At 73.3% G+C, this 12,462-nt stretch carries 13 protein-coding genes and 1 pseudogene; 11 read left to right on the top strand and 3 right to left on the bottom strand.

Annotated features, from left to right (window positions below):
* Positions 1 to 133: 133 nt before the first annotated feature.
* Positions 134 to 292 (bottom strand): hypothetical protein, encoded by a 159-nt coding sequence (locus V6U81_RS28135; RefSeq protein WP_334493975.1) that lies wholly within the window; start codon positions 290 to 292, stop codon positions 134 to 136.
* Positions 293 to 387: 95 nt separating this feature from the next.
* On the opposite strand from V6U81_RS28135, the gene V6U81_RS28130 reads away from it, so the two are divergent.
* The 4 genes from V6U81_RS28130 (at position 388) to V6U81_RS28115 (ending at position 1,867) form a co-directional block, all read left to right on the top strand.
* Entirely contained in the window at positions 388 to 693 is a 306-nt protein-coding gene (locus tag V6U81_RS28130) for a hypothetical protein (protein WP_334493971.1), read from the top strand.
* On the top strand, positions 690 to 1,088 hold the full coding sequence (locus V6U81_RS28125; RefSeq protein ID WP_334493969.1) for a PIN domain-containing protein: 399 nt from the start codon (positions 690 to 692) through the stop codon (positions 1,086 to 1,088). Before V6U81_RS28130 ends, V6U81_RS28125 begins: the two co-directional genes overlap by 4 nt.
* A 188-nt stretch (positions 1,089 to 1,276) precedes the next feature.
* Positions 1,277 to 1,468, top strand: a complete 192-nt coding sequence (locus tag V6U81_RS28120) for a CsbD family protein (RefSeq protein ID WP_334493967.1) — start codon at positions 1,277 to 1,279, stop codon at positions 1,466 to 1,468.
* A gap of 63 nt (positions 1,469 to 1,531) precedes the next feature.
* A complete protein-coding gene (locus V6U81_RS28115; protein WP_334493965.1) occupies positions 1,532 to 1,867 on the top strand; it encodes a YnfA family protein in 336 nt (111 codons plus the stop codon).
* A 9-nt stretch (positions 1,868 to 1,876) separates the two neighbouring features.
* Here V6U81_RS28115 and V6U81_RS28110 read toward each other — a convergent pair whose 3' ends face one another.
* Together V6U81_RS28110 and V6U81_RS28105 are read right to left on the bottom strand one after the other, a co-directional pair.
* The gene (locus V6U81_RS28110) at positions 1,877 to 2,767 is read right to left on the bottom strand and encodes a CPBP family intramembrane glutamic endopeptidase (protein WP_334493963.1); all 891 of its coding nucleotides are present in this window, start codon (positions 2,765 to 2,767) and stop codon (positions 1,877 to 1,879) included.
* 160 nt (positions 2,768 to 2,927) lie between these two features.
* Positions 2,928 to 4,334, bottom strand: a complete 1,407-nt coding sequence (locus V6U81_RS28105) for a KamA family radical SAM protein (protein ID WP_334493961.1) — start codon at positions 4,332 to 4,334, stop codon at positions 2,928 to 2,930.
* A gap of 144 nt (positions 4,335 to 4,478) precedes the next feature.
* Here V6U81_RS28105 and kdd point away from each other — a divergent pair, with 144 nt between their 5' ends.
* The 7 genes and pseudogenes from kdd to V6U81_RS28070 form a co-directional block, all read left to right on the top strand.
* The gene (kdd, locus tag V6U81_RS28100; RefSeq protein ID WP_477463893.1) at positions 4,479 to 5,540 is read left to right on the top strand and encodes an L-erythro-3,5-diaminohexanoate dehydrogenase; all 1,062 of its coding nucleotides are present in this window, start codon (positions 4,479 to 4,481) and stop codon (positions 5,538 to 5,540) included.
* Positions 5,541 to 5,545: 5 nt separating this feature from the next.
* Positions 5,546 to 7,117 carry an amidohydrolase gene (locus V6U81_RS28095; RefSeq protein WP_334493959.1) on the top strand — a complete coding sequence of 524 codons (1,572 nt, stop codon included), beginning with the start codon at positions 5,546 to 5,548 and terminating at the stop codon, positions 7,115 to 7,117.
* A gap of 75 nt (positions 7,118 to 7,192) precedes the next feature.
* A complete protein-coding gene (gene kamD, locus V6U81_RS28090; RefSeq protein WP_334493957.1) occupies positions 7,193 to 8,755 on the top strand; it encodes a lysine 5,6-aminomutase subunit alpha in 1,563 nt (520 codons plus the stop codon).
* Positions 8,752 to 9,531, top strand: coding sequence for a lysine 5,6-aminomutase subunit beta (gene kamE, locus V6U81_RS28085; protein WP_334493955.1), 780 nt, complete (start codon positions 8,752 to 8,754; stop codon positions 9,529 to 9,531). The genes kamD and kamE overlap by 4 nt, the downstream gene beginning before the upstream one ends.
* Positions 9,528 to 9,920 (top strand): 3-aminobutyryl-CoA ammonia lyase, encoded by a 393-nt coding sequence (gene kal, locus V6U81_RS28080; protein ID WP_334493953.1) that lies wholly within the window; start codon positions 9,528 to 9,530, stop codon positions 9,918 to 9,920. The genes kamE and kal overlap by 4 nt, the downstream gene beginning before the upstream one ends.
* Positions 9,917 to 11,254, top strand: coding sequence for a glutamate mutase L (locus V6U81_RS28075; protein WP_334493951.1), 1,338 nt, complete (start codon positions 9,917 to 9,919; stop codon positions 11,252 to 11,254). Before kal ends, V6U81_RS28075 begins: the two co-directional genes overlap by 4 nt.
* A 555-nt stretch (positions 11,255 to 11,809) precedes the next feature.
* A pseudogene (locus tag V6U81_RS28070) lies at positions 11,810 to 12,400 on the top strand (apolipoprotein N-acyltransferase); the annotation flags it as partial.
* Between the last annotated feature and the right edge of the window lie 62 nt (positions 12,401 to 12,462).

Genomic DNA, 12,462 nt, shown 5'->3' with positions numbered 1-12,462 from the left:
TGCTCAGCCTCGGCGGCCACCGACCCGAACTACCCCGCCGATGACCACCCGACCCACACATCCGTCACAAGACCCATAAATATGACTGAGCGTCATACCACTCATCGCGACAACACCTCGCACGGCCGGCCGTTCACCGTGGCGGCTCAAGCCGCGCCAGTGACGTCAGCGCGGTCAGCGCGCGCCGGTCCTCGTCCGACAGCCTTGTCGCCCACGCCGGTTCGGCGAGGAACAGCTGCAGCAGAGTGTTGACGTGGACGAGGCTGGACTGGAGGAGGTGGAGCGCGAGCATGCCGGTCTCGGCCGATCCCCATCGTCCTAGGACGCCCTAGAGGTGGTGACGTGTCGCGCTCGGAGGCCCGGTGCCACCGGCGTATGCTCCCCGGTATGACCGGAGCGGTGCGCAAGCTGTCGATCTCGGTTCCGCCGGACGTGGCGGAACGGCTGGAGCGCGAGCCGAACGCGAGCGCCTACCTGGTGGACGCCGCCCGGGCGCTGATGCGCCGGGAGGCGCTGGCCGCCGAGCTGGCCCACCAGGGGATCGCGGTCACCGACGAGGGTGTGGCCAGGGCCCGGGCGACCCGGGCCGCGCTGGACGCCGCCTGGCCGGCGGAGCGCTACCAGGCGCTCCGGGAGCGGGTGCGCCGCACGGCGCGGGAGGACCCCGCCGCAGGTCGGGCGCCGGCGGCGTGACCGCGGGGGAGATCCTGCCGGTCCGGCTGGTGCTGGACCGGTCCGCCCTGCTGGCCTACCTGGCCGGTTCGGTGCACGTCGGGGAGCCGCTGCACGAGGTGATTGCCGACGGGGTGCGCTTCGGCGTCACCGCCGTGACCGCCGCCGAGACGCTGGCGGTGGTGGACGACCCCAAGGACCGGGCGGCGCTGCACCGACTGCTCGCCCTGGACGCCTGCGCGGTGCTACCGACGGCGGGGGAGGCCTGGCAGGAGCTGGCCTACTGGCGGGGCTTCACCGGCCGCGCCGACCTGGCCACGACCGTGCTGGCGTGCCTGGAGCACGACGCGCCCATCCTCTCGGGCGAGCCCCGCTACGGCGACGACGATCTGCCGGTCATCGCGTTTCCGTCCTGACCGCCGCAGAGGTCACACGACCGGAAGACCCCACCCTAGCGTCCTAGGACGCGTTACAGGGTGTGTCCAGCGCCGTCCAAGAACACAGCCTGATCATCAGGAACGGGCCGGTTTCCCGGGGCCTGGGCCGGGGACGCACGGGGGAGCGGGGCAGCAGTCCCGCAACCGCCGGAGCGACAGGAGGCGACATGAGCTTCACCGATAAGGCGAAGAGCAAGGCCCAGGAGCTGACCGGCGTTGCCAAGGAGCGGATCGGCGACGTCACCGACAACGAGCGGATGCGCGCCGAGGGCGCCAACGAACAGAGCGCGGCCCGGGCCAAGCAGGCCGGCGAGCACGCCAAGCAGGCCGGCCGCAACGCGAAGGACGCGTTTCGCTGACCCGCGCACGCGGGACGAGCGGCCTCCGGGAACCCCGGAGGCCGCTCGCGTTAGGTTCTGCGGATGCTGGTCGCCCGCTCGCTGCTGTTGTTCGTCCTCGCCGCGCTCGCCGAGATCGGCGGGGCGTGGCTGGTCTGGCAGGGCTGGCGGGAGCACCGGGGCCTGTGGTGGATCGCCGCCGGCGTGATCGCGCTCGGCGCGTACGGCTTCGTGGCGACGTTCCAGCCCGACGCGCACTTCGGCCGGATCCTCGCCGCGTACGGCGGGGTGTTCGTGGCGGGCTCGCTGGCCTGGGGGATGGCGGTGGACGGCTTCCGGCCGGACCGCTGGGACCTGGCCGGCGTGGCGATCTGCCTGGTCGGCGTCGCCGTCATCATGTACGCCCCGCGCTCCGGCTGAACGCTCTGCCTAGCCTCCTTGCGGTGCCGGTTCGGCGGTGGGGCTGCCGGAGTCGGCCGGCCGGCCCCGACCGCCGAGCAACGGGGAAGGTGCGTTGCGGCGGTGGTCGCGGTAGGCGGCGATCAGCAGGACCACCGCCCAGAGGATGACGACGGTGGTGGCGACCGCGGCGATGATTCCCGACGCGGCGGCCGACGCGGAGGACAGGTTGTAGGCCACGTGCCAGCAGGCCGCGGCGGCGATGCCGCCGCCTGCGGCGTTGTACACGTACGCCAGGACCACCGCGCCGGCGAGCATGCCGAGGAAGAAGCCGGGCAGCACGGCGGGGTCGAAGCCGCGGAAGCTGGCCAGGATGACGAAGAGCGGCGCGTGCCAGACTGCCCATCCCACTGCCGTGAGCAGTGCCGCCCGCACCGGGCCGTAGCGGGTCTGGAGCCGTTCCTGGGCGAAACCGCGCCAGCCTCCCTCCTCTCCGAAGCCGTTGAGCACGATCAGGCCGACCAGCATCGGCAACGCCGCTGACGGCAACCCACTGATCACGAACAGGTCCTGCCAGGGCGGTACGGGCTGCCCGGCCAGGGCGGCACCCGCGAGCCCGACAGCCAGCATGGCCAGCGGGCTGGCGGCCAGCACCGCGGTACGCCAGCCCCCGTGCCATCGCCACAGCCGACCGACGTACTCCGCCACCGCCGCCCGGCCACCGACCGCGGCGGTGATGGTCACCGCTGCCAGCAGCGGACCGAGCAGGCCGGGCATGTGCGTGGGCCAGGGATCGCCGCCGTGCACCACACCACCGGCGAGCGCGATCGGCACCCACCAGCTCCACGACAGCAGGTACGCCAGGACGAAGAACGACGTCACCGGCCGGCGCCGCACCGCCGCGAGCAGCTTGCCGTTCATGCCTTGAGTACAGCAGCGGCCACACCTGGCGGGTAGGGCCGTAGGGCCGCTCAGCGCCACGGCGGGCGGGTGGCCGGGCAGCACCGCCCCGGCTCCGCCACCTGCGAACGAGAAAGGAGGGCCCCGGGAAAACCGGGGCCCTCCGCGCTCGGTGCGTGGGTCAGTCGTTACGGTGCTCGGCCCACCACTGCTGGCCGACCTCGGGCAGGGTGTCGATCGGGTCGTAGTAGGCGTAGCGCTTGTTGAGCGCCTCCAGGTCGGCGGACTCGATGGAGGTGCGGTAGTTCTTGGTCCAGTAGGAGATGCCGCGCTCGCGGTCGTACTCGGTGAGCATGTGCACCCAGCGCTTGCCGACGAACGGGACGTCGCAGACGATCCGCGGGGTGGCGTAGCCGGGCAGGTAGCCCATGATGTCGTGCTGGAGCTGCTGGGCGTGCCAGACGGGGACCCGCCAGTGCTCGGCGTTGGGGATCATGTCGCACATGTAGAAGTAGTACGGCAGGATCCCGGCTTCGCCCTGGAGGGCGAAGCAGAGGTCGAGCAGGTCGGGCGTGGTGGCGTTGACGCCGCGCATGAGCACGCCCTGGTTGCGGACGTCGCGGACGCCGACGTCGAGGGCGGTCTGGGCGGCCTTGGCGACCAGCGGGGTGATCGACTGGGCGTGGTTGACGTGGGTGTGGATGGCGAGGTTGACGCCGCGCCGGGCGGCGGTGCGGGCGACCCGCTCCAGGCCCTCGACCACGTCGTGCTGGAGCCAGTGCTGGGGCAGGCCCATGAGGGCCTTGGTGGCGAGCCGGATGTCGCGGACGGTTTCCAGCTCCAGCAGCCGCATCAGGTACGACTCGAGGTTCTTCCACGGGACGTTGGCGACGTCGCCGCCGGAAACGACGACGTCGCGGACCCCGGGGTGGGCCTTGAGGTAGGCGATGTGGGCGTCGTAGCGGTCGACGGGCTTGAGGGTGAGCTTGAGCTTGTCGACGGCGGGGGTGGAGTTGCCGACCAGGTCCATCCGGGTGCAGTGGCCGCAGTACTGCGGGCAGGTGGAGAGCAGTTCGGCGAGGACCTTGGTCGGGTAGCGGTGGGTGAGCCCTTCGGCGACCCACATGTCGTGCTCGTGCAGTGAGTCCCGGCTGGCGTAGGGGTGCGACGGCCAGTCGGTGCGCCGGTCGGAGGCGACGGGGATCATGTAGCGCCGGATGGGGTCGGCGAGGAACGCCTCGGTGGTCATCGGCGCGAACGGCACCATCGTGTTGATCATCTGCGGCGGCACCAGCATGGACATGGTGGCCAGGGCCTTCTGGTCGGCCTCGAGGTCGGCGTAGAAGGTCTCGTCGACGGTGTCGCCGAGGACGGTGCGCAGCTGCTTGATGTTCTTGACGCAGTTGACGCGCTGCCACTGGGCGCTCTCCCACTGCTCGCGGGTGATGTGGCGCCAGCCGGGGAAGCGGGTCCAGTCGGGTTCGACCAGGGGGCTGCGGCGGTATTCGTAGGGCTGCCCTGCGGTCGGTACGGCGACCGGGGCGTGACGGGGTTGAGGGATGGTCTCAACCGGTTGGGTCTGGGTCACGGCCCCTCCTCGGTGCGTGGTGCGAATGATCAGCGAACCCGAAGGCTACTGGAAAATATCCGGTGAAGAAATTAGTCTGCCGTAAGTTTTCCCGCGACGCGAGTCCTGACCGGGGCTTCGCGCGGCTGAGCAGGGGAGGTCGGCGTGACGTCACCGGTGGGTCTGCACCGCGTCGTGGAACCGGCGGGGGTGCTGCCGCAGGCGGCCTGGCGGCTGGACGCCGACCCGCGGATCGCGGCGAACGAGGTACGCATCCGGGTGGAACGGCTGAACCTGGACGCGGCGAGCTTCCGCCAGCTGTCGGAGAAGCACGGCGGCGACGGGGAGAAGGTCCGCGCCGAGGTGCTGGAGATCATCTCCACCCGGGGCAAGATGCAGAACCCGGTCACCGGGTCCGGCGGCATGCTGATCGGCACGGTGGAGGAGGCGGGCCGCCGCTCCCCGCTGAAGCTGACCGCCGGTGACCGGGTGGCCACCCTGGTGTCGCTGACGCTGACCCCGTTGACCATCCTCGACGGGCTGGCCCGCTGGGACGGGCGCAGCGAGCAGGTGCCCTGCGACGGGTACGCGATCCTGTTCGCCCGGTCCATCGCCGCGGTGCTCCCGGCGGACCTGCACCCGGAGCTGTCGCTGGCCGTGCTGGACGTGTGCGGGGCGCCGGCGCTGACCGCGCGGGTGGTCGCCGAGCACGTGGCGCGGAAGGAACGCGCGGGTGACCCGACGCCGGTGACCGTGGCCGTGATCGGTGGGGCCGGCAAGAGCGGGTCGCTGTCGCTGGCCGCGGCGCGGCGGGCGGGCGCGGGTCGTACGGTCGGGGTGGTGCCGGTGGCGGCGGAGCGCGACGCGCTGGAGGGTGCCGGCCTGGCGTCGGTGGTCGCGTTGGCCGACGCCCGGGATCCGGTGGCGCTGTCCACGGCGGTGACCACGGCGCTGGGGGTCCCGGCGGACGTGACGGTGGTCTGCGTGGACGTGCCGGGCTGCGAGCACGGGGCGGTGCTGGCCACCGCGGACGGCGGCACGGTGATCTTCTTCTCGATGGCGACGAGCTTCGCGGCGGCGGCGTTGGGCGCGGAGGGTCTCGCGGCGGACGTGACGATGCTGGTGGGCAACGGGTACGTGCCGGGTCACGCGGAGTTGGCGCTGGAGCTGCTGCGGGCGGAGCCCGGGGTCCGTGGACTGTTCGAATCCCGGTTGGCGGCAGACTGAGACCCATGACGAACCCCTCGACCTTGTACCGCGGTGGAATGCTGCACTGTCCGGCCGAGCCGACCGCGACGGCGCTGCTGGTGCGCGACGGTCGGATCGCCTGGTTGGGCGCCGACGTCGACGCGCCGGCGGCCGACCGGGTGGTGGAGCTGGACGGGGCGCTGGTGACGCCGGCGTTCGTGGACGCGCACGTGCACGCCACCGACACCGGGCTGGCCCTGTCGGGGCTGGAGCTGTCCCGGGTGCGGTCGGCGGGGGAGTTGCTGGACGCGGTGTCGGCGTTCGCGGCGGGGTTGCCCGGTGACGCGGTGGTGCTGGGGCACGGCTGGGACGAGTCGAACTGGTCCGACCAGCGGCTGCCCGGCGCGGCGGAGCTGGACCGGGCGGCCGGTGGGCGGCGGGTGTACCTGTCGCAGGCGTCGATCCATTCGGCGCTGGTGTCGTCGGCGTTGCTGGCGGCCTGCCCGGACGCGGCGGCGGTCCCCGGGTACGACGTGTCGGGCTGGTTGCGCCGTGACGCCCATCATGTGGTGCGGGCGGCGGCGCAGGGGTCGGTGACCCGGTCGCAGCGGGTCGCCGCGCAGCGGGTGGCGCTGGCGCACGCGGCGTCGTTGGGGATCGCGGCGGTGCACGAGTGCGGCGGCCCGGAGATCTCCGACGAGGAGGACTTCACCGGCCTGCTGGGCATCTCGGGCGTGGGGCTGCCGGAGGTGTACGGCTACTGGGGTGAGCTGTCGGGGGCGGCGCGGGCCCGGGAGTTGGGCGCGGTCGGCGCGGGCGGGGACCTGTTCGCCGACGGGGCGTTGGGGTCGCGGACGGCGCACGTGTCGGCGGCGTACCGGGACGGGGAGACCGGCGCGTGCGGGCACGGGTATCTGACTGCCGATCAGGTGCGCGACCATCTGCTGGACTGCGCGGCGCACGGCATGCAGGGCGGGTTCCACGCGATCGGCGATGCGGCGATCTCGACGGTGCTGGACGGGTTCGCGGCGGCGGCGGCGAAGCTGGGCACGGATCGGGTGCGCGCGGCGCGGCACCGGGTGGAGCACGCGGAGATCATGAGCAAGCGGTTGATCGCCGGGTTCGTGGAGTACGGGATCGTGGCGAGCATGCAGCCGGCGTTCGACCGGCTGTGGGGTGGCGCGGGTCGGATGTACGAGTCGCGGTTGGGGTTGGACCGGTCGTTGGAGTCGAACCCGATGGGGGCGATGCACGGGGTCGGGGTGTCGTTGGCGTTCGGGTCGGATTCGCCGGTGACGCCGCTGGACCCGTGGGGTTCGGTGCGGGCGGCGGCGGCGCACCACAACCCGGTGCAGCGGATGAGTGTGCGGGCGGCGTTCGCCGCGCACACCCGGGGTGGCTGGCGGGCGGTGCACCTGGACAGTGAGGGTGTGCTGGCGTTGGGCGCGCCGGCGACGTTCGCGGTGTGGTCGACCCCGGCGGGGGCGGAGCGGGGTCTGCCGGTGTTGCAGGCCGAGGATCCGGAGTTGCGCGGCGCGGACGACCCGACGCCGTTGCCGGTGTGCCGGCGCACGGTGCTGCGCGGTGAGGTCATCTATGAGGAAGGCAATTCGTGAGCGAGCGTAGCGGGCGAACCATCGATACAGCACAGGCGCGTGTCGCGCCGTCGCCGAGCGCAGCGAGGTGACGGCGTGACAGGCAAGCTTGACCTGGATCCGGCGCTGGTCGCCCGGGCGCGGGAGTTGGCGCGCCGCGCCGGGCGGCCGGTGGTGGATCTGGCGCGCAGCCACACCACGGTGTCGGTGGAGCGGGCGGTGCTGCGGTTCGCCGGGGTGACCGGCGCGGACCCGGACGGCATTCCGTGGGTGAATCGGCTCGTCGACGCGGTGGTCGCGGACGTGGGTCTGGGGCACGGGGTGGCGGCGCCGGTGTTCGACGCCCTGGCCCGCGAGGGGATCACCGACGTGACGCTGCTGGCGCAGAAGGCGGCGGCGGGGTCGGTGCGTTTCGCGCAGCCGACCGGGAAGGCGGCCACCGCGGCGCGCAAGGCGGCGCGCAGGGCGGTGGTGGCGGGGATCCGGCAGGTCGACCGGCGTCGGGCCGAGCGGGACCGGCTGGTGAAGCGGTACGGGGACCCGAAGCAGCGGCCGTGGATCTACCTGATCGTGGCGACCGGGGACATCTACGAGGACATTCCGCAGGCGCAGGCGGCGGCCCGGGCGGGCGCGGACGTGATCGCGGTGATCCGGTCGACGGGGCAGTCGCTGCTGGACTACGTGCCGGAGGGAGCGACCCGGGAGGGGTTCGCCGGCACGTACGCCACCCAGGAGAACTTCCGGCTGATGCGGGCGGCCCTGGACGACACGTCGAGGGAGCTGGGCCGGTACGTGCGGCTGACGAACTACGCGTCGGGGCTGTGCATGCCGGAGATGGCGGCGTTGGCCGGCCTGGAGCGGCTGGACATGATGCTCAACGACTCGATGTACGGGATCCTGTTCCGCGACATCAACCCGATCCGCACGTTCGTGGACCAGCGGTTCTCCCGGCAGGTGCACGCCCGGGCGGGCATCATCATCAACACCGGTGAGGACAACTACCTCACCACCGCCGACGCGGTGGACGAGGCGCACACGGTGACGGTGTCGCAGCTGCTCAACGAGTATTTCGCGCACGAGGCGGGGCTGGCGGACTGGCAGTTGGGGCTGGGCCACGCGTTCGAGATCAACCCGGATGTGCCGGAGTCGTTCCGGCTGGAGCTGGCGCACGCGCTGCTGGCCCGGGAGCTGTTCCCGGACGCGCCGCTGAAGTGGATGCCGCCGACGAAGCACATGACCGGTGACGTGTTCCGCGGCAATCTGCTCGACGGGTTCTTCAACCTGGTGGGCGCGATGACCGGCCAGGGCATCCTGCTGGTCGGCATGATGACCGAGGCGGTGGTGACGCCGTGGCTGTCGGACCGCGACATCGCCCTGCAGAACGTCCGCTACGTCCTCGGGGCGGCCGGTGGGTTGCACGAGGACTTCGTGCCGGCGCCGGGCGGGTTCATCCAGCAGCGCGCCAACCGGGTCCTGGGTGAGGCGCTGGACCTGCTGGAGCGCATCGGTGACCAGTCGCTGCTGTCGGCGATCGCCGAGGGCACCTTCGGGATCATGAAGCGGCCCGCTGACCGGGGCAAGGGCCTGTCCGGGGTGGCCGCCCACGACGGCGACTACTACAACCCGGCCACCGAGATCCTGGAAGGGCCGGCCGCATGAGTGGCGTCGACACGGGCGCCGCGGGCGCCGACAAGAAGATCGTCCGGCCGTACGGGGACACCACGGGCGACGGCATGGTGCAGGTGTCGTTCACGCTGCCGGTGTCGCACGACAAGCGGGCCGAGGGCGCGGCGATTCAGCTGGCCAACAGGATGGGCATCGACCCGGCGATGCTGGTGCACGCCAAGCCGATGAGCGACGGGTTCACCTTCTTCGTCGTGTACGGGCGGGTGAACCATCTGGTCGACCTCTCCCAGGTGCAGGTGGTGGAGCGGGACTTCCCGCTGCTGAGCGCCAAGGAGGTCAACACGGTGGTGAAGCAGCGGCTGCGGCGCAAGCTGTCCGTGGTGGGCGCGTGCATCGGCACGGACGCGCACACCGTGGGCATCGACGCGATCCTCAACGTCAAGGGCATCGCCGGGGAGAAGGGCCTGGAGTACTACCGGGAGCTGAAGGTCACCAACCTGGGCGCGCAGGTCAGCGTCCCGGAGCTGGTGGAGGCGGCGCGGGTGGAGAAGGCTGACGCGGTGCTGGTGTCGCAGGTGGTGACGCAGCGCGACGCGCACCTGCACAACACCCGGGAGATGTCCGCGGCGTTCCGGGAGGCCATGCCGGCCGGGAAGCGGCCGCTGCTGATCGTGGGTGGGCCGCGGTTCGACGAGAAGATGACCGACGAGCTGGGCGTGGACCGCATCTTCGGCCGGGGCACCACCCCCGGTGAGGTGGCCTCCTACCTGGTGCACGCGCTGATCACGAGTAAGAAGGCGAAGGCATGAGTGATTCCCGGGTCGGGTTGACCGTCACCCACCGCCGGTACGTGCCGTACGCGCACGCCCACTACGCGGGGAACCTGGTCGACGGGGCGTACGCGCTGGGGTTGTTCGGGGACGTCGCCACCGAGGTGTGCATCCGCACCGACGGCGACGAGGGGTTGTTCGCCTCCTACTCCGACGTGCAGTTCAGGGCGCCGATGAAGGCCGGTGACGTGCTGGAGGTGGTGGCCACGGTGACCCGGGTGGGCACCCGCAGCCGCACCATCGACTTCGAGGCCCGGGTGGTGTGCCGGGGCCGGCCCGACCGGGGCGAGTCGGCCGCGGAGGTCCTCGACACGCCGATCGTGGCGGTCAGCGCGACCGGCACCGTGGTCGTACCCCCGGTGGCGTGAACCTCGCCGTCTGCGCCGACGTCGGGTCGACGTACACGAAGGTCGCGGTGGTGGACCTCGACGGCGGCCGGCTGGTCGCCGCCGGGTCCGCGCCGACCACCGTCGGCACCGACGTGCTGCACGGCCTGGACGCCGCGGTCGCCGCGGCGACCGCCGGGCTCGCCGTGCGCGACGTGCCCTGGTACGTCTGCTCGTCGGCCGGCGGTGGCCTGCGCCTGGCGGTGATCGGCTACGAGCCGCTGGTGACCGCGCAGGCCGGGCGGCGGGTCGGCCTGTCCGCCGGGGCGAACGTGGTGCACGTGGCCGCCGGGCGACTCGGCGCGGCGGAGCTGACCGCGCTGCGGGCCGCCCGCCCCGACGTCGTGCTGCTGGTCGGCGGCACCGACGGCGGCGACGCCGACACCCTCACCCACAACGCGACCCGGCTGGCGAGGGCCCGCTGGCGGGTGCCGGTGGTGCTGGCCGGCAACGTCGACGTCCGCGACGACCTGCACGCCCTGCTGGCCGCTGCGAAGGTGCCGGTCACCGCGGCCGACAACGTGCTGCCCCGCATCGGGGTGCTCGCCCCCGCGTCGGCGCGGGCGGCGATCCGGGAGGTGTTCCTGCGGCACGTCATCGGCGGCAAGCGGCTGTCCCGGGGCAACCGGTTCGCCCGGCTGGTCCGGGCGGCCACCCCCGACGCGGTGCTGACCGGGGTGGAGGTCCTCGCCGACGCCCTCGGCGGCGACCTGGCGGTCGTCGACGTGGGCGGGGCCACCACCGACGTGTACTCGGTGCTCACCCCCGACGAGCGGGCCACCGGCCCGGGCCGGGAGGTCGCCGGGACGCTGTGGCGGGCCCGCACCGTCGAGGGTGACCTGGGCATGCGGTGGAGCGCCCCCGGGGTGGTCCGCGCCGCCGCCGAGGAACGCCTGCTCGCGGTGGGGGAGCAGGACGACCTGGCGGCCGCCGCGGCGGTCCGCGCCGCCGATCCGGGCTTCCTCGCCGGCACCGACGCCGACCGGGCCGCCGACCGGCGCATCGCCGGCCTGGCCGCCACGGTGGCGTTGCGCCGGCACGCCCGCGGCGCCGCCACCGGGGAACGGGCCGGCCGGGACCTGCGCGACGTGCGGCTGATGGTGGGCTCCGGTGGTGTGCTGCGTCACGCCGCCACGGCCGACGCCGCCGGGGTGCTCGCCGCCGTCCTCGGCGACCACGCCGGTGGGTGGCCGCTGCCCCGGGCTGCCCGCGCCGTGGTCGACGTCGACTACGTGCTGGCCGCCGGCGGGCTGCTCGCCGGAGATCATCCGCAGGCAGCGCGGGCGTTGCTGCGCGGCCGTCTCGGCACGGATTGAGACGCGCCGACGCGACACGCCGTGTTGCAACACACGACTGGCCCAAGGCGGGTTGACAGCGGCGGGGGTGCAAGCCGTACCGTCTTTGAGTCCTACTACGGGAAGCGGCTGTTGTTCGCTTCGTCCCTTCGTCCGCTGGCCGAGCGACACGGTGCACGTTGTCGCGGCGGCCAGGTCCAGCGGGCGGGGGTCGGCGGGGCGGCGCGAACCGGCCGCGATTACCGGTGTACGGGCAGGGTGAAAGGCACGGCCAGTAGACAACGGCCAGGCGGGGGCAGCCAGTCCACGTCCGGTCGGTCCGAAGGTCGGCGCCGCTCATCCTCGCCCCACCGGCCGGGAAGGGCCTGGGAGCATCGGGGCGCGGCTTAGGCCGCGCCCCGATTTCGTTTCGGCGCCCGCCCCGGCGCCCGTCGCGTGGTCGCCGACCCGGTGGTGGGGGTCGCCCCCGCCGAGGCGCTGACCCCCGCACCCACCAGGCACCGCACCGGGCCGGCGGGCGGTGGTGACCGGCCGGCGAACGGGTAGCCTTCGGCCCGTGATCGTGGTGAGGTGCCGGTGACGACGCTCGACCGGAATGAGACGCGCACCCCTGCGGTGGCCCGCCGGGCGGGCGCCGGGCGGCCGCTGCCGCTGCGGGTGGCCGTGCCGCTGGCCGTCGCGGCCGGCGTGGCGCTGCTGCTGGCCTTCCCCCCGTACGGGGTGTGGCCGCTCGCGCCGGTCGGGGTGGCGGCGCTGGGCGCGGCCGCGCACCGGCGCCGGTTGCGCGCCGGCGCCGGCCTGGGCTTCCTGACCGGGGTGGCGCTGTTCGCGCCGCTGCTGGAGTGGACGAACCTGCACACCGGCTACCTGCCGTGGGCGCTGCTGTCCCTGCTGCAGGCCGGCTACCTGGCGCTGCTCGGCGCCGCCACCGCCTTCGTGTCCCCGCTGGTCGACCGGTGGCGGTGGAGCTGGCCGGCGGTCACCGGCCTGCTCTGGGTGGGGCAGGAGGCGCTGCGCGGCCGGACCCCGTTCGGCGGGTTCCCGTGGGGGCGGCTGGCGTTCAGCCAGGACGGCTCCCCACTGCTCGGCCTGGCCTGGCTCGGCGGCGCCCCGCTGGTCACCCTCGCCGCCGCGCTCACCGGCGGGCTGCTGCTGACCGCCGCGTGGCGGCGCCGGCCGGCCCGCGACCCGCGTCGTTAGAATGAGGGTGCGACGGACGAGTCGACCGG

Source organism: Micromonospora lacuserhaii (assembly GCF_036902735.1).
Classification (GTDB): Bacteria; Actinomycetota; Actinomycetes; order Mycobacteriales; family Micromonosporaceae; genus Micromonospora.
The sequence above is the reverse complement of the archived record's forward strand: the minus strand, read 5'-3'. Positions and strand labels throughout refer to the sequence as shown.